Genomic DNA, 22,699 nt, shown 5'->3' with positions numbered 1-22,699 from the left:
GAGGGTACGGGCGGAGCGGTGCACATCACTCTTGCGCGCTGCCCGTACCCTCACCCCAACCCCTCTCTCCCACGGGGACTACCTTCGGGTCGCCGAGGGGAGAGGGGCTTTGCGTAGCGCTCCGCCCAAGCTAACGTCACTCGTCATGCCCACGCTGCTGATCGCCGACGACCATCCGCTGTTCCGCACGGCCCTGCGCCAGGCGGTGATGGAGAGCGTCGCCGACTGCGTGATCAACGAAGCCACCGACCTGCCGACCGCCCTCGCCGCGCTGGCCGCCGAACCCGACACCGACCTGGTCCTGCTCGACCTCAACATGCCGGGCAGCCAGGGCCTGTCCGGCCTCGCCGCGTTGCGCGGACAGCATCCGGGCGTGGCCGTGCTGGTGGTGTCCGCGCACGACGAGGCGCGCACCGTGCGCCGCGTGCTCGACCATGGCGCCGCGGGTTTCATCGCCAAGAGCGCTTCGCCGGCGGAAATCAGCGAGGCCGTGCGCACGGTGCTGGCCTGCGGCACCTGGCTGCCGGCCGAACTGGCGCAGGCCGTCGCCGCCCTGCCCGCCGATCCGGCGGATACCGAGCTCGCCACGCGCCTGGCGCGGCTCACCGAACAGCAATACCGCGTGCTCACCCTGCTCGGCGAAGGCCTGCTCAACAAGCAGATCGCCGACCGCCTGTCGATCCAGGAACGCACGGTGAAGGCGCATGTCACCGCGATCTTCGAGAAGCTCGGCGTGCGCAACCGCACCCAGGCCAGCCTGCTGCTGAACTCGCTCGCCTTGAGCGAACCCGCGCTGTAATCAGGCCATCGCCGTGGCCAGCCGCTGCAGCACCTGCTGCAGCGCCAGCGGCTTGAGCGGCTTGTACAGCACCATCGCACCCGCATCCAGGATGCGCTGGCGCAATTCGCCATCGCGGTCGGCGGTGAGGATCAGCGCCGGCACGCCGGGATGCGCGCGACGCACCGCACGCAACACGTCCAGCCCGGTGACGCCATGATCGAGGTGATAGTCGAGCACATACAGATCCGGGCGCCACGGCGTCTCCAGCGCCTGGCGCGGCTGCGCGGCGACATGCACCTGCCAGCCCCAGCCCTGCAGCAGGGTGGCCAGCGCCGTGCGCGCGGCGGGTTCGTTGTCGAGCACCACGGCGCGGCCGGCTGCCACGCCATGCGCGATTTCCGCGGCGGCCGGCGGCGCGGATACCGGCTGCGCGCGCGGCACGTCGAGATGGAACACGCTGCCGCGTCCGGGCCAGGAGCGCAGCCCCAGCGGATGGTCGAGCAAGGCCGCCATGCGCTGCGCGATCGACAGCCCCAGGCCCAGGCCTTGGCCGCCGGCATGATTCAGGCGATGGAAGGCCTGGAAGATGCGCTCGCGTTCTTCCGGCGCGATGCCCGGTCCGGTGTCCCATACCTCCAGCCGCACGCATGCGCCATGGCGGCGCAGGCCGAGCAGCACGCGCCCGCGTTCCGAATAGCGCAGCGCATTGGACAGGAAGTTCTGCAGCACGCGGCGCAGCAGCAGCGGATCCGAGCGCACCCACGCCGTGCTGTCGACCACGCTCAGGTGCATGCCGCGGTCGGCCGCCATCGCCTGGAATTCCGCCGCGAGCGGACCGAGCACCTCGCCCAGCGCGAATTCGCGCGGCTGTGCGCGCAGGCGTCCGCCTTCGAGACGGGCGATGTCCAGCAAGCCCGCCAGCAGACCTTCCGTCGCCGCCAGCGCACCTTGCAGATGACGCACCGTGGCTGCCTCGCCGCCGCGCTCGGCCAGCGCGTGCGCAAACAGCTGCGCGGCATGCAGCGGCTGCATCAGGTCATGGCTCACCGCCGCGAGGAAACGGCTCTTCGCCGCGTTCGCACGCTGCGCCTCGGCGGTGGCGTCAGCCAGCTCGCGCGTGCGCTCGTCCACGCGCTGCTCCAGCGTTTCGTTGGCGCCACGCAGCGCATCCTCGGCATGGCGGAACGCGGTCACGTCGGTGAAGGTGGCGACGAAGCCGCCGCCCGGCATCGGGTTGCCGCGGATCTCCACCACCGTGCCATCGGGAAAACTGCGCTCGGACAGGTGCCTTGTGCCGGCGCGCATGTGCGTGAGCCTGCGTTGCACGCGTGCATCGACGTCGCCCGCGCCGATCATGCCGCGCGCGACGTTGTATCTGGTGAGATCCGCCACCGGCCGGCCGACTTGCAGCAAGCCATCCGGATAACCGAACAGGCTGGCATAGCGCCGGTTCCAGGCCACCAGGCGCAGCTCCGCGTCGACCACGCAGATGCCCTGGCTCATGTTCTCCAGCGCCGCCTCCAGTACGCGCTGGTTGAAGCGCAGGTCCTGCGCGGCCTCGCCGACGATGGCGGCGACCGTCTCCAGTTCATCGCGGCGCTGCTGCCGCACTACTTCCAGCAGCAGGCGCGCGGAGGCGGCGCCGATCACTGCCGCCAGTTCGTGTTCGACCTCGGCCACCCGCGCCGCGCTGGCGATGCCTTGCGCCGGCGCATCCTCGAACAGATGCGCCACGCGCTCGGCCGGCAGGAAGCGCGAGGCCAGCGCGTGCAGTTCGGCGATACCGATGCCGCCCACCACCGCGGGCTTGCGCGCACGGCCGAAACGCGAGCCGGCGACGGCGAGCATGGTGGCGATATTGGCGGCCAGCCCTGCCGCGACGGCACGGCCGAGGCGACTCCATTCGTCGAGCCCGACGAAGCCGTCCGGCGACAACCAGCGCAATCCGTAGGACCAGCCGCTCCACCACGGCGCACCCGCGGGGAACATCGCCGGCAGCAAGACGTACAACCACACCAGCGTGCCGGCGGCCAGCCCGGCCGCCACCGCGCGCGGCCCAAGCTGCGGCCGAAACACCGCCGCCAGCAGCGCCGGCGCGAGACCCGCCAGCGCGGAGAACGAAATCGCGCCGATATCGGCCAGCACGTCGTTGCGCGCCAGCACGCGGCTGTACGCCCAGGCCAGCAGGATCACCGCGAGGATCGCCACGCGGCGCTGGTTGATCACTTCGCCGCGCAGGTCGCCGTGCTCGCCGCGTCCCCAGCCGGCCTGCACGCGCAGCGGCGCGATCAGGTGATTGACCACCATCAGGCTCAACGCCAGCGTCGCCACCACCACCATGCTGGTCGCCGCGCTCAGGCCGCCGAGGAAGGCCAGCAGCGCCAGGCCGTGCTGGCCGCGCGCCATCGGCAGCGCCAGCACGTAGAGATCGGACGGCACGCCGCTCGGCGCCAGCCAGGCGTCGCCCAGGCGCGCCAGCGGCAGGATCGGCAGCGCGATCAGCAGCATGTACAGCGGGAACAGCCAGCGTGCGGTGCGCAGGTGCGCACTGTCGCGGCACTCCACCACGCCGGCATGGAACTGGTGCGGCAGCGTGAACATCGCCAGCGCGCCGAGCAGGATCATCGCCGGAAAACCGGTGCTGTCGTGCGGCGGCGCGGCGGCGACGACGCCCGCGGGCAAGGGTGCGAACAGCAGCGAACCCAAGGCCAGCATCGCCGCCAGCTTGAACAGCGACTCGAACGCCATCGCCAGCACCAGCCCGCGGTTGTGCGCCATGGTCGAGGCGCGGCGGGTGCCGAACAGCATGGCGAACAGCGCCATCAGCAAGGCGACGTAAAGCGCGCTGTCCTGCCACGGCGCCGACTCCGCCACCTGCCCGCGGCTGAGCATGGCGAAGCTCATCGCCACGGCTTTCAGCTGCAGCGCGATGTACGGGACGATGCCGATCAGCACCACCACCGTCACCAGCGCGGCGAGTCCGGAATGGCGGCCAAGACGCACCGCGATCAGGTCGGCCAGCGACCCGGCGTTGTAGTCGCGCGCCAGCTGCACCAGCCGGCGCAGCACCGCGATGCCGAACAGATACATCAGGATCGCGCCGACGAAAGTCGGCGGCAGCCACCAGCCGGAACGGCTGGCCTGGGTCACGGTGCCGTAGAAGGTCCAGGACGTGCAATGGATCGCCAGCGACAGCGCGTAGACGATCGACCAGCGTTTTTCGAAGAGTGCGGGGCGGCGTTCCCCGAGCAGGGCGACGCCGAACAGCAGGCCGAGCCAGACGAGCGCGGCGGTGGCGATGATGGTGGGGGTCAGCATGAGCAAGCCCTGTGCGGGCGCTTCCGCGAGCCCCGGCCCCTCACCCCAACCCTCTCCCCGGCGGGGAGAGGGAGATGCAAGCACTCGCGAAGATCCAATGAGAGCACGCGGCAAAGCTGCGGCGTTCCGCTTGTGCGCTTTTGCCTTTGCTCTTGATCTTCGGATCCCTTGGCGCGGCGGTGAGGGCTGGACGAAAAGGCCCCGAAGGGGGCGAGGACAGGAGTCCTCGCCTTTTTGACGGGACATGGATGTCCCGTCAAAAAGCCCGGCCAGCCCTCACGTACCCTCCGGTGGCTACGCCACCGGAGGGCGCCGTGCAGGGTGCCCTTCTCTTTGGTTACTTTCTCTTGGGCAAGCAAGAGAAAGTAACTCGGGCCGCGGCAGCGGCTCGAAACCCTCGCCAACGGCGAGACAAGGCCACGCGCACCGCGACCATCGAGCGATACCGCCACTGGACCCCGGCCTGCGCCGGGATGACGATGCTCACGCATCGTCAATGCAAAGGCGGCAAACCGAGCGCCTCCACGGCACGCACCAGCCAGCGCAGCTGCACGCCCTGCCGCGTGTCGTAGTTGGTCCCCGAATAGCCCCACCAATCCCAGCATGCCTGCGGATTCAAAGGCGCCATGCTGGCGCGCGTCTGAGGATACAGGACCGCCACGCCGTACACGTCCGCCCAGCGATTGAAACCGGCATCCTTCACGAAAGCCTCGCCCACCGCGGTGGCGTTCTGCTTGCAGCCATGGAAAGCCACCAGCAGACCGCAGGGCTTGCCCGCCAGACACGACGGCGGCAGATAGACATAGCCCTCGTCCGCGAGGAACGCATCCGCGCCATCCGGCTTGTAGGCGTTCTGGTCGAAGCGGCGCAGCTCGCCCTTCGCCTCGCCCGCCGCGTGCGCCGGCTTGCCGTACAGCTGGGCGAAGATCTCGCCCGCCGCATCGAAACCGCAATGGCCCAGATACGGCGACACCGACTTGCCGCAATCGTCGCCGCTCGCCGCCAGCGGCAGGTTGTGGGCGAAATCGCGCGCGCCGTCGTCGTACACCTTCAGGCCCTTGAGCGCCGGATCGCCATCGCGCAGCTGCTCGTAGAAATGCGCGGCGGCTTCCGCCACCGGCGGCGCCACCACTGCATCGCTCTTGCCGTGCAGCAGATACACCTTGCCCTTGGCCAAGGCCGCAAGCGAACCGGTCTCGCCGGCCTTGGCGCGCTGCCGCGCCTTCGCCACCAGCGCCGCCACATCCGGCGCCGGCGTGCCCTTCATGCAGGTGCTCAAGGCCACGTCGAGCTTGCCGTCCGCGCAACCGTAAGGCCCGCCTGCCACCAGCGCGACAGCGGGGAAACGCTCCGGATACGCCAGCTGCACCTGGGTCGCCATGTAGGCGCCGGAAGACAGGCCCGCCACCGCCACCCGCGACGGCTCGAGCTTCAACCGCGGCAGCGGCCCCGCATCGGCCGCCTGGGCCTGTGCGGCGACCGCCAGCAGCGCGGTGCCGAGCATACCGATCCAACGCCAACGCATAGTCCCCTCCTGGTCGCGATCAGAACTTGTAGCGGGCGGTCAGCGTGACCATGCGCGGCGCGCCGTAGTAGCCGGTGACGATGCCCAGTGCCGCGATGTTATAGCCGGTCGTGCGGTAGGACTTGTTAGCCAGGTTGGTGCCCTGCAGGCTCAGTGTCCACGGCTGGTTCACTTCCCACACGATGCCGGCGTTCCACAGGCCATAGCCGCGCTGCATGATCAGCGGCGACAGCGTGGTCTCCGGATACACCGACGTCTGGTAGGTGTAATTGATGCGCGCGCCGATGCTGCCGCCATTGGCCAGCGGGTAGTTGTTTTCCACGCCCAGCCCGCCCGACCACTTCGGCGCATTGGTGAAGCGCTGCGTGTCGGCGATGTTCTTGCCGCTGCTCATGAACTCGGTGTACTTGGTGTGCAGGTAGGCCAGGTTGCCGCGCACCGTCCAGTTCTCGGACGGCTTCCAGGCAAACTCTTCCTCCAGGCCGTCGATATGGCCCTTGCCCGCGTTGGTGAAGTCGCCGAAGAAGCCCTGGCTGCCGTTCGGCAGCGCGTAGGAGGTGAACACGGACAGCTGGATGTCCGAGTAGATATTGTGGAAGGCCGAGGTATTGAGCATCAGGCGGCCGTCGAGGAAGCTCATCTTGCTGCCCAGCTCGAACGACTGCACCTTCTCGTCGCTGATCGGCCGGCACGACTGCGGGATCGCCACGCAGTTGGCGCGGATGTTGTAGCCGCCGGAGTGGAAGCCCGCGCTGTAGGTGGCGTAGAGCTTCACCTGTTCGCTGGCGTTCCAGGCCAGGGTCACCTTGGGCGAGGCGTTGCGCGAAGTGTGCGCGCCGCTGAAGTCCGCCGCGGTGGCGATGCGCCGGGTGAAGGTCTCGTCGGCGAAGGCGTAGTTCTGGATCACCGCGCTCTTCTTTTCCTGGGTGAGGCGCAGGCCCAGGTCCAGGCTCCACTGCGGGTCGATGTCCCAGGTCAGGTCGCCGTAGCCGGCGATGCTCTTGGTGCCCATGCTGCCGCCGGTGCTGCCGTAGGTGGCGAAGCCCAGCGTGCTGTACGGCGGCGAGCCGAGGAAGATGTTGTGGATCTGGCCATCGGCCGCGCCCTTGAAGTAGTACAGGCCGAACACGCCGTGGATGCTGCCGCCGGCGTCGTAGTTGGCCTGCAGTTCCTGCGAGAACTGGTGGTCCTTGTACACCGCGTTGACGTCGGCGATCTTGGCCGGCAGCGTGTCGAAGTCGATGTTGGTGTCGGTCGACGACTCGCGATACGCGGTGATGGATTTCAGCGTCCACACCGGACTGGCGATCCAGCTCAGCGTCAGCGCGGCGCCGGACATCTCGGTGTGGTTGAGCTGGGCCATGCCGCCGCGCGTATCGAAGTCGCTGGAGAGCGGCTGGTAGGTCGGATAGAACTTGTTGGTGGTGAGCAGCTTGGCGCCGCGCGGGTTGGAATTGTCGCGCAGGCCGTCCACCGTGAGCTGGGCGCTGAAGTCCTTGCTGGGAAAGAAGCCGAGCGAAGCACGCGCCGCATTGGTGTTCTTGTTGCCGTTGCGGCTGTCGCTGAGTTGGTTCTTGCCGAAGCCGTCGTTGTGCGCGCTCGATACCGCCACGCGCCCGCGCCACACGCCGTCGTCGGTGGCACCGCCGAGGCTGGCCTTGATGTCCTTCTCGCCATGCGTGCCGACGGTGGCCTCCGCGCTGCCGGTGAACCGGGTCGGCAGCGGGTTGGACACGTACTTGATCGCGCCGCCGATGGTGTTCTTGCCGTACAGCGAGCCCTGCGGGCCGCGCAGCACCTCGATGCGGTTGACGTCGAACACGTCCAGCAGCGCGCCCTGCGGGCGGGCCATGTAGACGTCGTCGAGATAGATGCCGACGCCCGGGTCGAAGCCCCAGGTCGGATCGGCCTGGCCGACGCCGCGGATATACGCGGTCATGGTGGTGTTGGAGCCGCGCGCGGCATACACCTGCAGCGACGGCACCTTGCCCTGCAGGTCGCCCAGGTTCTGCACGTTCTGCTTGAACAGCGCAGCGGAGGTGAACGCGCTGACCGCGATCGGTACGTCCTGCAGGGTCTCCTCGCGCTTGCGCGCGGTGACCGTCACCGCCTCCAGCTTCTTCGCCTCGGCCGGCTGCGCCGGCGGCTCCGCCTGCTGCGCGCGCACCGGCGCGGCGCAAGCCACGCCGAACGCCATGCCGATGGCCAGACTCATGTACGTGCGTTTCATGTCGCCCCTCATGGTGTAGACGCACCCTCCCCACGGATGCCGATGCCGCGAAGCGTAGGCAGGCCGGCGCGGGGCCACACTTGTACCTTCGTACAGTGCCGTGACTGATGGCCCATCCGGATACTGCGCCGGTCTTTGGCGCGCTTGGGAGTCATGAGGGATGTCGTTCGCGATCGTGCTGGCCGCACTGTGCTTCCTGATGCTGGCGGCGTACCGCGGCTACAGCGTGATCCTGTTCGCGCCGCTGGCCGCGCTGGGCGCGGTGCTGCTGACCGACCCGGCCCTGGTGGCGCCGATGTTCACCGGCCTGTTCATGGACCGGATGGTGGGCTTCCTCAAGCTCTACTTCCCGGTATTCATGCTCGGCGCGGTGTTCGGCAAGCTGATCGAGATGTCCGGCTTCTCCAAGGCCATCGTGGCCGGCACCATCGGCCTGGTCGGGCGCGGACGGGCGATGCTGTCGATCGTGCTGGTCTGCGCGCTGCTCACCTACGGCGGCGTGTCGCTGTTCGTGGTGGTGTTCGCGGTATATCCGTTCGCCGCCGAGTTGTTCCGCCAGGCGGATATCCCCAAGCGCCTGATCCCCGGCACCATCGCGCTGGGCGCCTTCACCTTCACCATGGATGCGCTGCCCGGCACGCCGCAGATCCAGAACATCATTCCCACGTCGTTCTTCGGCACCACCGCCTGGGCGGCGCCGTGGCTGGGCACGCTGGGCGCGGTATTCATCCTGAGCGTGGGCCTGGCTTATCTGGAATCGCGCCGGCGCCGCGCCGCCGCGGCCGGCGAAGGCTATGGCGAGGTGCTGGCGAACGAGCCCGCGCCGTTCGAAGGCGCACGCCTGGCGCATCCGCTGGTCGCGCTGCTGCCGCTGGTGGTGGTCGGCGTGGCCAACAAGCTGCTGGCCGATGCGCTGCCGCGCCTCTACGGCGCCACGCAGTCCTTCGTGCCGGCGGTGATCGGCGAGGCGAAGCCGGTGGTGCAGGAGGTGTCGAAGCTGGCCGCGATCTGGGCGGTGGAAGGCGCCCTGCTGCTGGGTATCGCCTGCGTGCTGCTGTTCGCCTGGAAGCCGGTGCAGCGGTCCTTCGCCGAGGGCAGCAAGGCGGCGGTCGCCGGCGCGCTGCTGGCCTCGATGAATACCGCCTCCGAATACGGCTTCGGCGCGGTGATCGCCGCCCTGCCCGGCTTCAAGCTGATCGCCGAAGGGCTGCATGCCATTCCCAATCCGCTGGTCAACCAGGCGGTGTCGATCACCGCGCTGGCCGGCATCACCGGCTCCGCTTCCGGCGGCATGGGCATCGCGCTGGCGGCGATGGCCGATACCTTCATCCGCAACGCGCAGGCGGCCGGCATCCCGATGGAAGTGCTGCACCGCGTGGCGGCGATGGCCTCCGGCGGCATGGACACGCTGCCGCACAACGGCGCGGTGATCACCTTGCTGGCGGTGACCGGCCTCACCCATCGCCAATCGTACCGGGACATTTTCGCCATCACGCTGATCAAGACCGCGGCGGTGTTCGTGGCGATCGGCGGCTATTACCTGCTGGGGCTGGTCTAGCCCATGACGACGCCTTCCCCCCGTCCGTCGACGGATGACGTCGCTTGCGAAACGGAGCCGCGCCTGCTGCGCAGCTCTTCACCGTTCCGCCACGGCGGGACTCGTCGAAGCGAAGGGAGCGTACCGCGATGTCGATCAAACGATGGGGTCTGGGCCTGCTGGCCCTGCTGTTGCTGATACCGGGCCTGGGCCTGCATGCCGCCTGCGTGGACAATGTCGTGCTGGTGCACGGCAATACCGGCAGTCCTGGTGATTTCCAGAACACCTACGACGCGCTGATCCAGCATGGCTATACCGACGCGCAGATCTACGCGCCGAGCTGGGGCAATCCGCTGTGCGCGGCCTGCAACGACCACAACGGCAGCGAGGAAACGCCGGTGGCCAATGCGCTCAAGGCGGCGATCGCCAGTTCCTGCACCGGCCGCATCGACGTGCTCGGCCACTCGATGGGCGCCACGCTGGCGGCGCGGGAGATCGACAAGCTGGGCCTGTCCTCGAAGGTCGATGTATTCGTCGGCATCGCCGGCGCATTCCACGGGCTGTGGTCGTGCGGCACCTATCCGTTCAACGTGGTCACCAGCACCTGCGGCTATTGGGGCTTGTCGGTGGGCAGCCCGCTGCTGGGCAGCATCGCGGGGCATCGCTTCGGGCAGAAGATGTATTCGATCAAGTCGTGGATCGACGAGATCAATTGCTACGGCGGGGTGTGCACGGTGGGCGGCGTGCATACGTCGAGCATCGACGGCGAGAACGGCAGCCTGACGTATGCGTATGGGCATTACGGCTTGCTGTGGTACACCGCCGCCGATCAGGTCGGCCTCCTGTAGGTTGGAGTGAGCAAGGCGAACTCCAACAGGCGCCCGGACGTGGCCGATGTTGGGGTTCGCTGCGCTCACCCCGACCTACGCGGACGCTGCGGCGGCCGTTATGATCGGAGCTTCCTCGATGGGAGCCCGCCATGCCCAAGCGCTGGACAATCCGCCTCCTTGGCACGCTGCTCCTGCTGGGAGTCCTGCCGGCCGCCGCGACCGACACCCTGCTGCTCCCGGCCCGCGTCTGGACCGGCGACGGCAACCAGGCCCATGCCGGCTGGGCGGTGCTGGTCCATGACGGCGTCATCGCCGCGGCCGGCCCGGCCGCGGGCATCCAGGTTCCCGCCGGCGCCCGCCGCGTCGAACTCCCCGACGCCACCCTGCTGCCCGGCCTGATCGACCTGCACTCGCACGTCTTCCTGCATCCGTACAACGAGACGCTGTGGAACGACCAGGTGCTGAAGGAGCCGCAGGACTACCGCACGCTGGAAGCCGCCGCGCACGCGCGCGACACGCTGCTGGCCGGCTTCACCGCGCTGCGCGACCTGGGCACCGAAGGCGCCGGCTACGCCGACGTCTCGGTCAAGCGCGCGATCGACGAAGGCCTGATTCCCGGCCCGCAGCTGTATGTCGCCACCCGCGCCATCGTCGCCAGCTCCAGCTATGGCCCCGGTCCGCGCGGCTTCCGTCCCGATCTCGACCTGCCCGGCGGCGCGCAGGAAATCAGCGGCGCGGACGAAGCGATGCGCGCGGTGCGCGAGCAGGCCGCCCGCGGCGCCGACTGGATCAAGCTGTACGCCGACTACCGCGTCGGCCCCGGCGGCGACACCGCGCCCACGCTGACCGCCGCGGAACTGAAGGCCATCGTCGACACCGCGCACCTGTCCGGCCGACCCGTCGCCGCGCACGCGGCCAGCGACGCCGGCGTGCGCATGGCGGTGGAAGCCGGCGTGGACAGCATCGAGCACGGTTACGGCGCCAGCGAGGCGACCTTCCGCCTGATGAAGCAGCGCAACGTGGCCTACGAGCCCACCTTGACCGCGGTGGAAGCCACCGCCGAATACTTCGAGCATTACGTGCCCGGCAAGAGCGAACCGACCGAGCGCATGCGGGAAGCCACGCGCGCCTTCCGCGCCGCCATGAAGGCCGGCGTGACGATCGGCAACGGCAGCGACGTCGGCGTGTTCGCGCACGGCGCCAACTGGCGCGAGCCGGCGGCGATGGTGCGCGCCGGCATGACGCCGGCGCAGGCGCTGCACGCCGCCACCGACGTCGCCGCGCGCATCCTGCACGCACAGGACCGCTTCGGCCGCATCGCGCCCGGCCTGCGCGCGGATCTGGCCGCGTTCGCCGGCGATCCGAGCGAGCGCATCGACGATCTGCGGCATCCGGTCTTCGTGATGAAGGACGGCACCGTCTACCGCCACCCCGACGACCAGGCCACGCATAGCCAGCCATGAGCCAGCCTTTCCTGATCCGCCCCATCGAGCCCCGCGACGATGCCGACGTCGCCGCCATCATCCGCGCCGTGATGCCCGAGTTCGGCGCCGACGGCCCCGGCTTTGCCATCCATGACGCCGAGGTCGAGGCGATGCATGCCGCTTATGCGCGGCCGCGCAGTGCTTACTTCGTGGTCGAGGTGAACGGGCGGGTGGTCGGCGGCGGCGGCGTGGCGCCGCTGGAGAACGGCGAGGCGGACGTGTGCGAGCTGCGCAAGATGTATTTCCTGCCGGCGGCGCGCGGCATCGGCGCCGGCGGCGCGATGATGCAGCGCTGCCTGGACGCGGCCCGCGCGCACGGCTTCAAGCGCTGCTACCTGGAAACGTTGACCGGCATGGATGCGGCGCAGGCGCTGTACAAGCGCAGCGGCTTCACCGCGCTGTGCGGGCCGATGGGCGGCACGGGGCATTTCAGCTGCGACCAGTTCTTTATCCGCGAGCTGTGAGGAGGATGCCGTGAGCAGCCACGATCCGCGCATCGATGCGTATATCGCCAAGTCCGCCGGGTTCGCGCGGCCGGTCCTGGAACAGATCCGCGCCACCGTGCATGCCGCCTGCCCCGAGGCGGAGGAAACGCTGAAATGGAGCATGCCGTACTTCAGCTACCGGGGCGCGCTGATGTGCGGGATGGCGGCGTTCAAGCAGCATGCGAGCCTGCATTTCTGGCACTACAAGGAACTGTTCGGCGAAACGGCCGGCGATGCCGATGAAGGCATGGGCCAGTTCGGCAAACTCGTTTCCGTGCGCGACCTGCCGTCGAAGAAGGAACTGACCGCTTACGTAAAGAAGGCCATGACGCTGATCGAAGGCGGCGCCACGCGCGCACGTCCGAAGGCCGCGCCTAAACCCGCCCTGCCCGTACCGGACGACCTTGCCGCCCTGCTCGCGCAGAAAAACAACGCCGCCGCGCGCAAGACGTTCGAAGGCTTTACCGCCAGCATGCAACGCGACTACATCGAATGGATCGTCGAAGCCAAGACCGGCGCCACCCGCCAGAAACGCCTCGCCACCACCCTGGAATGGCTGGCCGAGGGCAAGCAGCGCAACTGGAAGTACATGTGAACAAGCGACCCCAGCTCACTTTCGCGATCGAGGACCCGGGTACGCCCGACATCCTGCCGCTGACCCAGCAATTGGACGGCTATCTGGCGGAGCTCTACCCCACCGCCAATATCCAGCCTGTCGCGCTGGAGGAACTGCGCCAGCCCAACGTCACCTTCGTGACCGCGCGCGTCGACGGCACGCCGGTCGCCTGCGGCGCCTGCGTGGACGAAGGCGAGTACCTGGAGGTCAAGCGCATGTACGTGCTGCCGGCCTGCCGCGGGCTGGGCCTGGGCAAGCAGCTGCTGGAAGCGCTGGAGCAATATGTGCGCAACGGCGGCGGCCGCGTCATCCGCCTGGAGACCGGCACCGCGCAGGCCGAGGCGATCGAGCTGTACGAACGCTCCGGCTATCGCCGCTGCCCGCCGTTCGGCAGCCATCGCAGCAATCCCCAGAGCGTATGCATGGAAAAGGTGCTCGCATGATCCGCATCGCCGTTCCCGCGGATGCCGCCGCCATCCATGCCATCTACACGCCGCACGTGCTGCAGGGCATGGCCACCTTCGAGACGGAGCTGCCCGGCGAAGCCGCGATGCGCGAGCGCATCGCCGGACGCCTGCCGCATTACCCGTGGATCGTGTGGGAAGAACACGGCCGTCTGCTCGCCTATGCCTACGCCAGCCGTTTTCGCGAGCGCGCGGCCTACGACTGGATCGCCGAGACCTCGATCTACGTGCACGAGGATGCCCAGCGCCGCGGCATCGCACGCCGGCTCTACGGCGTGCTGCTGGACGGCATGCGCCTGCAGGGCATCAACCAGGCGGTGGGCGTGATCACCATGCCGGGCGAGGCCAGCGTGGCCATGCACGAGACGATGGGCTTCGCGCCCGCCGGCATCTGGCGCAAGGCCGGCTACAAGCTGGGGCAATGGTGGGACGTGGGCGTGTGGCAGAAGGAATTGCAGGCGCCGGCAGTGCCGCCGACGGCGGTGATTCCGTTCGCGCAGCTGCGCGACCGTGCCGAGTGGCAAGCGCTGCTGTAGGTTGGGGTGAGCCAGTGGCGAACCCCAACGGGCCTCGCCATGGCATCTGCCCTGTTGGGGTTCGCCCCTGGCTCACCCCAACCTGCGCCGCCGCGCTACCATTCCGCTTTTCGGCATCCCCGAGGACGTACCCATGCAGCTCCAGCAGGTCAAGGCGATCATCACCGGCGGCGCCTCCGGTCTCGGCTACGCCGTGGCGCAGCACCTGGTCGCCGCCGGCGGCCAGGTCGCGCTGTTCGACGTGAACGAGGACAAGGGCCAGGAAGCGGCCAGGGCGCTGGGCGCCAGCGCCCACTTCTTCCGCACCGACGTGACCTCCGAGGACGGCGTCTCGGCCAACGTCGCCGCGGCCCGCGAAGCCATGGGCGGCCTCAACGTGGTGATGAACTGCGCCGGCATCCTCGGTGCCGGCCGCGTGCTCGGCAAGGAAGGCCCGATGCCGCTGGGCACCTTCGCCAGCACCGTGATGGTCAACCTGGTCGGCAGCTTCAACGTGGCCAAGGCCGCCGCAGCGCTGATGCAGTCCAACGAGGCGGGCGAGGACGGCGAGCGCGGCGTGATCGTCAACACCGCCAGCGTCGCCGCCTACGAGGGCCAGATCGGCCAGGCCGCGTATTCCGCCTCCAAGGGCGGCGTGGTCGGCATGACCCTGCCGATGGCGCGCGAGCTGTCGCGCTTCGGCATCCGCGTGGCGACCATCGCGCCGGGCATCTTCTGGACCCCCATGGTCGACGGCATGCCGCCCCAGGTGCAGGAGTCGCTGTCCGCCTCGATCCCGTTCCCGTCTCGCCTGGGCCGACCGGAAGAATTCGCCAGCCTGGTGGCTTTCATCCTCACCAACCGCTACATCAACGGCGAGACCATCCGCCTCGACGGCGCGGTGCGCCTGCAGCCGAAGTGAGGCAATAGGGAGTCGGGAACAGGGAACAGCAAAAGCAAAGCCCTGCCAGACTCTCTCGCCCGCGCTTCGATTCCCTGTTCTCAATTCTCTATTCCCTAAAAAAGCCCATGAAAGCTTCCGACGTCAAGAAAGGCAACGTGGTCGAGCACGAAGGCACGGTCTACCAGGTGCGCGACATCGAGCGCAGCTCGCCCACCGCGCGCGGCGGCAACGTGACCTTCCGCTTCACCCTGTATTCGATCCCCGGCGCACGCAAGTTCGACCTCAGCCTGCGCGCCGACGACGACCTGAAGGAAATGGACCTGGTGCGCCGCGCCGCCAACTATTCCTACAAGGACGACGAGGCCTTCGTGTTCATGGATGCGGAGGACTACACGCAATACCTGCTCGGTCCGGAACTGGTCGGCGACAACGCCGGCTACATCGTCGAGGACACCGAGGGCTTCTACGTGCAGCTGATCGACGACGCGCCGGTGGGCCTGCAGGTGCCGACCAGCGTGATGCTGGAAGTGGTCGATACCGCGCCGGAACTGAAGGGCGCCAGCGCCACCAAGCGCACCAAGCCGGCCAAGCTCAGCACCGGCGTGGAAATCCAGGTGCCGGAGTACATCACCAACGGCGAGAAGGTGTGGGTGAACACCACCACCGGCGAGTTCGGCGGCCGCGCCTCGTAAATCAAGCACGCAAAAAAAGGCCCGTGAGAGACACGGGCCGAAATGGGCATCACCCGATTCACCCTTGGGAGGCCGTCGCGCCGGAGCGCGCCAGCCTCCCCCTTGCGGCGGCGTCCGCGCGCTCCCGGTCGCGCGGATCGCCAAAACCCGTCGCAGCCTGCCTCGCGCTGCGATGCGAGGTACGGGTCCGGCGCTTCATGCGCCGAACCCGCCCCCTTGCTGACCCCGCCCGGCGCGCTGATCAGCCATGGCACATCCTGTGCCCGGCGCTTCCGTTCGCCGCAGGAAAACCCGGGTCCTTGGGCTTTCCTCCGTCCCAATGCCCCCGCTAGACCGCTTCAGCCAGCCCCTGGGTGCCTGCCAGGGAAGCCGCCGCCGGGCGCATCATCGCCAGCTGCGCGGTCCAGAACTGGTCCCACAGATCGCAATAGCGCATGCACAGCGACTGCACGCGCGGATAGTGCTCGGGCGTCAGCGCCTGGGTGAGCGCCAGCCACAGATCGTTTTCGTGGTCGTCGTCGGCGGCGTCGGCGGTGACGTCCTCGCTGACGCCGTGCACGAAGTAGTAGCCGTCGTCGACATCGATGCCCAACGCGCGCGTGGCTTCGCGCAGCGGCGGGCTGAACAGGATCACTTCTTCCTCGGCGGCGGCGAGCAGCACCACCACGTCGAGATAATCGCCATAGCTGTGCTCGAGGAACTGCCGCACCGAACGCGAGATGCGGCTGGCCTGGTACGACAGCCGCTGCTGCGTGCCGATGCCGTAATCGTCCAGCACGCGCTCGAACAGCGGGTAATGCGCATAGGCCGGATTGCCGCGGTAATAGCCTTCCGCGTCCAGGCCCGGACGGAAGCCGAATTCGTCCAGGTCGTTGAGCGTGATCAGGAAGCGCGGCGCGAGCTTGGCGCCCGGCGGCAGGCGCGGCTCCAGCTGGCGCGTCTGCAACTGCGCGGCGAGCAGCGCGTCGGTGAAGATCTGCACGATCGCGTGGCGGTATTCCAGGTGGATGGTGCGCATCGCGTGCAGGTCCAGCCCGCCGCTGTTGAGCACGCCGATGGCGCGATGCCGCGCCACCGGATGCGTGGCGATCAGTTGCCTCAAGCTTTCGACGAAGGCGGCATTCCGTTGCCATAGATGCGGAGCGATGCTCGCCCGCATGGCGGCGATCGCCTTTCTGCGGGGTTGATCCAGATCAGCCATCAACGAATGCATGGTGTTCCCCCTGGGTCTGCCTGCACGAACAGCCAAAACCAAACGTTTGGTTTTCTACCAGACGGCATGGGGCCGTGTAAAGCGGTTTTTGCGAAGCTACAACAAGTTACGCACCTGTTTACTGCATTCGCGCAGGGCCTCTTCCTCCCCGGCGATCTGCAGCCAGATCACCGCCCCCTCGATCCGGGCCAGGGCGTCCGTGGCCAGGCGGTGTGCCTCCGCCTCCGCGTAGCGGGAGGCCAATAGACCGGCCAGCAGATCGCGCCAGTCGCGGAAGAACTGCTGGATCATGCCGCGCGCCTCGTCGCTTTCCTGCAGCGCGTCCGGCCATAAGTGAACCAGCGCGCAGACGCGGTGCTGTATGTAATAACTCTCGACCGCGTCGACCATGCCGTCCAGGCGCTGCTTCTCGCTCAGGTCGGCGCGCCGCGCCTCGGTGAACACGCCGTTCTCGAACAGGCCGATGACGTGCTGCACCACTTCGATCAGCAAGCGCTCCTTGTTCGGAAAGTGGTGATAGATGCTGCCCTTGAGCAGGCCGGTCGCCCGGCCGATATCGGCCATCGAGGTTCGCCGGTATCCCTTGCTCCGAAACAGCGACAGCGACACCTCGATCAAATTGGATGGATCAGTTTTCATATGGGCCTTCCAGATTGCTAAGCCGCGGCTTCCTTCCCGGGATGCCACGGCGGCCTACTGTAAGTGATTTAGCTTGCAAGTGATTTGAGCACCGGAATGGCCCGGATCGCGCCCGCCTCTTCGACCTATGCACTTCCGCCAGGAAGCGCTCGTGTTCCCAAGCGCGCGAAAGGCTTCCCACCCTCTTCAGCCCGGCTCGGGCAGAATCCACGAATCGTTTAGGAGCGAACGAGAACCCATGCCCGCCAGCGGCTATTCGCTACGTGCCACTGTCATCGAGAGCCTGCTGACCGCCAAGCGCCCCGACGTGCCGCCGCGCGTGGTGCTGCGCAATACCGCGGCGGTGATCCTGCCGCTGGGGCTTGGCCTGGCCACCGGCCATGCGGAAATCGGCCTGGGCGTCGCCGCGGGTGCGCTGGACACCATGTTCTCGGACCAGCCCGGCCCCTACCGCCAGCGCATGTGGCAGCTGTTGCTCGCCTCCCTGGCGGCGGGGCTGGCCTCGGTGCTGGGTTTCCTGCTGGGCGACCAGTTGCTGCCGATGCTGGTGGCGACGGCCGCGTTCGGCTTCTGCGGCGGCCTGCTGGTGGTGTTCGGCACCGATATCGCACGGGTGGGCATGACCAGCATGATCCTGCTGGTGGTCACCGCGGCCTCGCCCACCACGTTGGCGGGTGCGCTGGGCGGCGCCGGCCTGATCTTCGCCGGCGGCCTGCTGCTGGCCATGTTCTCGGTGGCGGCGTGGCCGCTGCAGCGCTACCGCCCGGAGCGGCACGCCCTGGCCGCGGTGTATCGCGGCCTGTCCAGCCTGGCGCGGCAGCAGGCCCATGACGATGCCGACGTGCCGGCGCTCAGCGATGCGATGACCACGCTGCAGCACACCCTGCTCGGCCGCCATCACGCCAGCGGACGCGCGATGGAAGCGTTCCGCGTGCTGCTGGAGATCGCCGAGCGCATCCGCCTGGAACTCACCGCGATGGCCGAGCTGCGCGCCAATCCCGGCGTGCATGCGATGTTCCGCGGCGACGCCGCGCGCGTATTGGCCGCGATCGCCGATGCGCTGGAAGCGGCCGAGCCGCCGCAGCAGGCCGAGCGCGCGCTGCAGACCCTGCAGGCGAGCGAGAACGCCCTGCTCGGCCGCGGCGGTTCCGGCGAAGGGCTGGCCGCGCATATCCATGCGCTGTCCGGCCAGCTCGCCGCGGCGGTGCGCAACGCCAACTGGGCCGGCAGCCGCGGCGAACTGCGCGCCTCGGCCGCGGAAACGCCGCTGCCGCTGGCGCTGCGTTCGGATTCCGCACTCGCCACCCTGCGCGCCAACCTCACGCCGCACTCGGTCGCATTCCGCCATGCGGTGCGCAGCGCCCTGTGCCTGAGCGCGGCGCTGTTCATCGCGCGCAAGCTGGCGCTGCCGCACGGCTACTGGCTGCCGATGACCGCGGCGATCGTATTGCGCCCGGACTTCGGCGCCACCTTCAATTTCGGTCTGCTGCGCGTGGTCGGCACCGTGCTCGGCCTGGTGCTGACCACGGCGGTGCTGCACTTCACGCCGCATGATCCATGGGCGCACCTGGTGGTGATGGCGGTGCTGTGCATGGCGTTCCGCTACCTGGCCAATGCGCACTACGGCATCGCCGTCGCCGCGCTGACCGGCACAGTGGTGATCCTGCTCTCGTTCGAAGGCGTCAATTCCAGCGCCGCGGTGGCCGACCGCGTGCTCAACACCGCGCTGGGCTGCGGCATGGCGCTGCTGGCGTATGTGCTGTGGCCGACCTGGGAACGCGGCCGCGCACGCGCCGCACTGGCCGACATGCTCGACGCCTACGCCGGCTACCTGCAGGCACTGACCCGCCCCGGCCGCCGCGACGCGCATCGCGAAGCCCGCACCGCCGCGCGCACCGCGCGCACCAATGCGCAGGCCTCGCTCGACCGCATGCGCGCCGAACCGGCCACGCCGCCGCACCTGATGGATCTGGCCAGCACCCTGTTCGCCAACGGCAACCGCCTGGCGCGGACGGCGATGACGCTCGAAGCCGTGATGAACGACCACGACGCGCTGCCCGAAGCCACCGAGATCGGCGCCTTCGCCGAACACACCGCCGCCGCCCTGCACACCATCGCCACCGCCTTGCGCGACCACCAGTCCCCCACCGACCTGCCCGACCTGCGCGCCCTGCAGCGCAGCCTGGCCTCGCTGCTGGCCATGGCCGAGGACCGCCGCGCGGCGGAACTGCTGGAGCGCATCAGCGACCGGCTGGTGGACAACGTCAACACGCTGGCGCACATCGTCGGGCGCGGCGAGCGCGAGAAGAGCGCAACCACGGCGTAGGTTGGGGTGAGCCGCAGGCGAACCCCAACAGGCGCGTGTACATGCAGGTTCGTTGGGGTTCGCCTGCGGCTCACCCCAACCTACGTCGGTGGCCATGGGCTTTGCCGCGCCGCGACAAGGCACCGCCACGGCAAGCGCCTACACTCGCCGGCATGCTCAAGATCGACACCCACGCGCACGTCCTGCCCCGCGACTGGCCGAATCTTGCGGCCAAGTTCGACGACCTCCGCTTCCCCGTGATGACCCATCACGACGGCAAGCACCGCATCTACAAGGACGGCAAGTTCTTCCGCGAGGTGTGGGAATCGGCCTTCGATCCGCAGCACCGCATCGACGATTACGCCCGCTTCGGCGTCGCGGTACAGGTCGTCTCCACCGTGCCGGTGCTGTTCTCCTACTGGGCGCCCGGCTACCAGGCACTGGAGCTGCACCGGCATCTCAACGACCACGTCGCCGGCCTGTGCCGCGACTATCCGCGCCACTACGCCGGCATCGCCACCGTGCCGCTGCAGTCGCCGGACCTGGCGATCCGCGAACTGGAGCGCTGCATCGACGAGCTCGGCCTGCACGGCGTGCAGGTGGGCTCGCACTGCAACGACTGGAACCTGGACGCGCCGGAGCTGTTCCCGTTCTTCGAGGCCGCCGCCGACCTTGGCGCGGCGGTGATGGTGCATCCCTGGGACATGATGGGCGCGGCCAGCATGCCCAAGTACTGGCTGCCCTGGCTGGTCGGCATGCCGGCCGAGCAGTCGCGCGCGGGCTGCTGCCTGGTGTTCGGCGGCGTGCTGGAACGGCTGCCGCGGCTGCGCGTGATGCTGGCCCACGGCGGCGGCAGCTTCCCCTGGAGCATCGGGCGCATCGAGCACGGCTTCCGCATGCGGCCGGACCTGGTCGCCACCGACAACCCGCGCAACCCGCGCGAATACCTCAAGCGGCTGTACTTCGACTCCTGCGTGCACGACCCGCAGGCCCTGCGCTATCTGCTGGATGTGACCGGCGTCGAGCGCGTGATGCTCGGCACGGATTATCCTTTCCCGTTGGGGGAGCAGCACCCGGGCAGCGGTATCGAGGCCCTGGGGCTGGAGGAGGCGGCGCGAGCGCGCCTGTTCCACGGCACGGCCTTGGAATGGCTGGGCCTGCCTCTCTACCGTTTCGCATCCGACTGACTTTATCGAGAGCACACCCGGCATGAGTTTCCTGCGCAACACCCTCCTGGCCTGCCTTCTGCTGCTGGCCGGTTCGGCCTACGCCGGCGAAGTGGAGATGGCCAACGGCACCCTCCACTTCAGCACTCCCGACAACTGGCTGGCCATCATGGAGACCCAGGGCGACCCGGAACTGCGCGTGTTCCAGGTGCCGGACACCTCGCCCACCGGCAGCACCGCCCTGGCGCGGGTCACTGTCACCGTGAAGCAGGTGCCGGACGTCAGCGCCTTCCAGGCCTACGTGAACACCGCCAACGCCAAGGCCAAGGCGCTCAGCGGCTACCAGGCCGGCAGCAGCCCCGCGCCGAACGCCAGCACCTACACCGCGCAGGAGAACGGCACCCAGTTCAGCTATGTGGAGCGCTACTGGTTCCGCGAAGGCCACGCCATCCAGCTGCGCTGCGTACGGCCGGCGCAGAGCCAGGCCGGCCCGGCCTGGAAGGCCGCCTTCGACAAGGGCTGCGACGCCATCGCCGACCGCCTGAAGTAAGCGCCGCCGCTTCGAAAAGCCCGGGCCTGCGCCCGGGCTTTTTCTTTGCGCGCCGGCATGGCCTAAGCTTCAGCGCTGTGCCAAGCGCGAGATCCGCCTCGATGTCGAACGCCTACCAAGCCACCCTGGAATGGGCCCGCGCCCAGGACGCCGCCGACCCGCTGCGCGCCTTCCGCGACGAATTCCTGATCCCGCCGCACGACGGCCGCGCCAGCCACTACTTCTGCGGCAACTCGCTGGGCCTGCAGCCGCGCGCCGTGCGCGAGGCGCTCACCGCCGAGCTGGACGACTGGGGCGCGCTCGCCGTGGAAGGCCATTTTAAGGGCCGCCAGCCGTGGCTGGACTACCACGAGTACGTGCGCGACGACCTCGCCGAACTGGTCGGCGCGCTGCCGTCCGAAGTGGTGGCGATGAACACGCTGGGCGTGAACCTGCACCTGATGATGGTCAGCTTCTACCGCCCCACGCCGGACCGCCACGCCATCCTGATCGAAGCCGGCGCCTTTCCCACCGATCGCTATGCGGTGGAATCGCAGATTCGCTTCCATGGCTTCAGCCCCACGCTGTCGCTGATCGAGCTGGAGCCGGACGAGCCGAACGGCACGCTGTCGATGGGTGCGATCGAGCGCGCGCTGGCCGAGCATGGCGAGCGCATCGCGCTGGTGCTGCTGCCGGGCGTGCAGTACCGCACCGGCCAGGCCTTCGATCTGAAGGCCATCACCGGGCTGGCGCATCGCCAGGGCTGCACGGTCGGCTTCGACCTCGCCCATGCCGTCGGCAACCTGCCGCTGCGCCTGCATGACAGCGGCGCGGACTTCGCCGTGTGGTGCAGTTACAAGTATCTCAACAGCGGCCCCGGCGCCGTGGCGGGCGCCTTCGTGCACGACCGCCACGCGCGCACCGAGCACCTGCCGCGCTTCGCCGGCTGGTGGGGCCACGACAAGCAGTCGCGCTTCCGCATGGGGCCGGAATTCGTGCCCACGCCCGGCGCGGACGGCTGGCAGATTTCCAATCCGCCGATCCTCTCGCTGGCGCCGCTGCGCGTATCGCTGCAGATCTTCCACCGCGCCGGCATGGCCCGGCTGCGCGAGAAGTCGCTGCGCCTCACCGGTTACCTGGAGTGGCTGGTGCAGACGCAGCTGGCAGACGTGCTGGAATCGGTGACGCCGCGCGAGACCGAGCGGCGCGGTTCGCAACTGTCGCTGCGCGTGCTTGGCGGACGCGAGCGTGGGCGGGCCTTGTTCGAGTACCTGATGGAGCACGGTGTCGTCGGCGACTGGCGCGAGCCGGATGTGATCCGGATTTCGCCTGCGCCGCTGTACAACCGGTTTGAGGATTGCGTGGGGTTTGCGGAGGCGGTGCGCGCCTGGGCACACCGCCCCGCGTAAGCGGCGTAGGTTGGGGTGAGCCGCCAGGCGAACCCCAACATCGCGAGATGCTCGAAG

19 protein-coding genes are annotated in these 22,699 nt (G+C 68.7%); 14 read left to right on the top strand and 5 right to left on the bottom strand.

Going from position 1 to position 22,699, the window contains the following annotated elements; genetic code table 11:
• Positions 1-145 precede the first annotated feature (145 nt).
• Positions 146-799 (top strand): response regulator, encoded by a 654-nt coding sequence (locus tag BM172_RS08595; protein ID WP_026635301.1) that lies wholly within the window; start codon positions 146-148, stop codon positions 797-799.
• Here BM172_RS08595 and BM172_RS08590 read toward each other — a convergent pair whose 3' ends face one another.
• The 3 genes from BM172_RS08590 to BM172_RS08580 all read right to left on the bottom strand — a co-directional run bounded on the left by BM172_RS08590 (position 800) and on the right by BM172_RS08580 (position 7,854).
• Positions 800-4,099: a hybrid sensor histidine kinase/response regulator gene (locus BM172_RS08590; RefSeq protein ID WP_026635300.1), complete on the bottom strand. Its 3,300-nt coding sequence runs from the start codon at positions 4,097-4,099 to the stop codon at positions 800-802.
• A 493-nt stretch (positions 4,100-4,592) separates the two neighbouring features.
• Positions 4,593-5,624 carry an extracellular catalytic domain type 2 short-chain-length polyhydroxyalkanoate depolymerase gene (locus tag BM172_RS08585; protein ID WP_026635299.1) on the bottom strand — a complete coding sequence of 344 codons (1,032 nt, stop codon included), beginning with the start codon at positions 5,622-5,624 and terminating at the stop codon, positions 4,593-4,595.
• Positions 5,625-5,643: 19 nt separating this feature from the next.
• Positions 5,644-7,854 carry a TonB-dependent receptor gene (locus BM172_RS08580; RefSeq protein WP_026635298.1) on the bottom strand — a complete coding sequence of 737 codons (2,211 nt, stop codon included), beginning with the start codon at positions 7,852-7,854 and terminating at the stop codon, positions 5,644-5,646.
• A gap of 160 nt (positions 7,855-8,014) precedes the next feature.
• Between BM172_RS08580 and BM172_RS08575 the strand changes: the two genes are divergently transcribed.
• The 9 genes from BM172_RS08575 to efpL all read left to right on the top strand — a co-directional run bounded on the left by BM172_RS08575 (position 8,015) and on the right by efpL (position 15,381).
• Positions 8,015-9,412, top strand: a complete 1,398-nt coding sequence (locus tag BM172_RS08575) for a GntP family permease (protein WP_026635297.1) — start codon at positions 8,015-8,017, stop codon at positions 9,410-9,412.
• A 128-nt stretch (positions 9,413-9,540) separates the two neighbouring features.
• Positions 9,541-10,239: an alpha/beta fold hydrolase gene (locus BM172_RS08570; protein ID WP_026635296.1), complete on the top strand. Its 699-nt coding sequence runs from the start codon at positions 9,541-9,543 to the stop codon at positions 10,237-10,239.
• 131 nt (positions 10,240-10,370) lie between these two features.
• A complete protein-coding gene (locus tag BM172_RS08565; protein WP_051548676.1) occupies positions 10,371-11,684 on the top strand; it encodes a metal-dependent hydrolase family protein in 1,314 nt (437 codons plus the stop codon).
• Complete coding sequence (locus BM172_RS08560; RefSeq protein ID WP_026635294.1) at positions 11,681-12,169, top strand: GNAT family N-acetyltransferase; 489 nt, start codon at positions 11,681-11,683, stop codon at positions 12,167-12,169. Before BM172_RS08565 ends, BM172_RS08560 begins: the two co-directional genes overlap by 4 nt.
• A gap of 10 nt (positions 12,170-12,179) precedes the next feature.
• Positions 12,180-12,785, top strand: coding sequence for a YdeI/OmpD-associated family protein (locus BM172_RS08555; RefSeq protein ID WP_026635293.1), 606 nt, complete (start codon positions 12,180-12,182; stop codon positions 12,783-12,785).
• Complete coding sequence (locus tag BM172_RS08550; RefSeq protein ID WP_026635292.1) at positions 12,782-13,249, top strand: GNAT family N-acetyltransferase; 468 nt, start codon at positions 12,782-12,784, stop codon at positions 13,247-13,249. The genes BM172_RS08555 and BM172_RS08550 overlap by 4 nt, the downstream gene beginning before the upstream one ends.
• Complete coding sequence (locus tag BM172_RS08545) at positions 13,246-13,806, top strand: GNAT family N-acetyltransferase (protein WP_026635291.1); 561 nt, start codon at positions 13,246-13,248, stop codon at positions 13,804-13,806. The genes BM172_RS08550 and BM172_RS08545 overlap by 4 nt, the downstream gene beginning before the upstream one ends.
• Positions 13,807-13,939: 133 nt before the next feature.
• Positions 13,940-14,707: an SDR family NAD(P)-dependent oxidoreductase gene (locus tag BM172_RS08540; protein ID WP_026635290.1), complete on the top strand. Its 768-nt coding sequence runs from the start codon at positions 13,940-13,942 to the stop codon at positions 14,705-14,707.
• A 107-nt stretch (positions 14,708-14,814) separates the two neighbouring features.
• Positions 14,815-15,381, top strand: coding sequence for an elongation factor P-like protein EfpL (efpL, locus tag BM172_RS08535; RefSeq protein WP_026635289.1), 567 nt, complete (start codon positions 14,815-14,817; stop codon positions 15,379-15,381).
• A 328-nt stretch (positions 15,382-15,709) separates the two neighbouring features.
• Here efpL and BM172_RS08530 read toward each other — a convergent pair whose 3' ends face one another.
• Both BM172_RS08530 and BM172_RS08525 read right to left on the bottom strand, forming a co-directional pair.
• Complete coding sequence (locus BM172_RS08530; RefSeq protein WP_197022864.1) at positions 15,710-16,540, bottom strand: hypothetical protein; 831 nt, start codon at positions 16,538-16,540, stop codon at positions 15,710-15,712.
• Positions 16,541-16,690: 150 nt separating this feature from the next.
• Positions 16,691-17,203 (bottom strand): TetR/AcrR family transcriptional regulator, encoded by a 513-nt coding sequence (locus BM172_RS08525; protein ID WP_231504199.1) that lies wholly within the window; start codon positions 17,201-17,203, stop codon positions 16,691-16,693.
• 268 nt (positions 17,204-17,471) lie between these two features.
• Here BM172_RS08525 and BM172_RS08520 point away from each other — a divergent pair, with 268 nt between their 5' ends.
• The 4 genes from BM172_RS08520 (at position 17,472) to kynU (ending at position 22,642) form a co-directional block, all read left to right on the top strand.
• Positions 17,472-19,559, top strand: a complete 2,088-nt coding sequence (locus tag BM172_RS08520) for an FUSC family protein (protein WP_026635287.1) — start codon at positions 17,472-17,474, stop codon at positions 19,557-19,559.
• A gap of 152 nt (positions 19,560-19,711) precedes the next feature.
• Positions 19,712-20,725 (top strand): amidohydrolase family protein, encoded by a 1,014-nt coding sequence (locus tag BM172_RS08515; protein WP_026635286.1) that lies wholly within the window; start codon positions 19,712-19,714, stop codon positions 20,723-20,725.
• Positions 20,726-20,747: 22 nt separating this feature from the next.
• Entirely contained in the window at positions 20,748-21,254 is a 507-nt protein-coding gene (locus BM172_RS08510) for a hypothetical protein (RefSeq protein WP_026635285.1), read from the top strand.
• A gap of 101 nt (positions 21,255-21,355) precedes the next feature.
• Positions 21,356-22,642, top strand: coding sequence for a kynureninase (gene kynU / locus BM172_RS08505; RefSeq protein ID WP_026635284.1), 1,287 nt, complete (start codon positions 21,356-21,358; stop codon positions 22,640-22,642).
• The last annotated feature ends 57 nt before the right edge of the window (positions 22,643-22,699 follow it).

This window comes from Dyella marensis (assembly GCF_900112865.1).
GTDB lineage: Bacteria > Pseudomonadota > Gammaproteobacteria > Xanthomonadales > Rhodanobacteraceae > Dyella_D > Dyella_D marensis_A.
The sequence above is the reverse complement of the archived record's forward strand: the minus strand, read 5'-3'. Positions and strand labels throughout refer to the sequence as shown.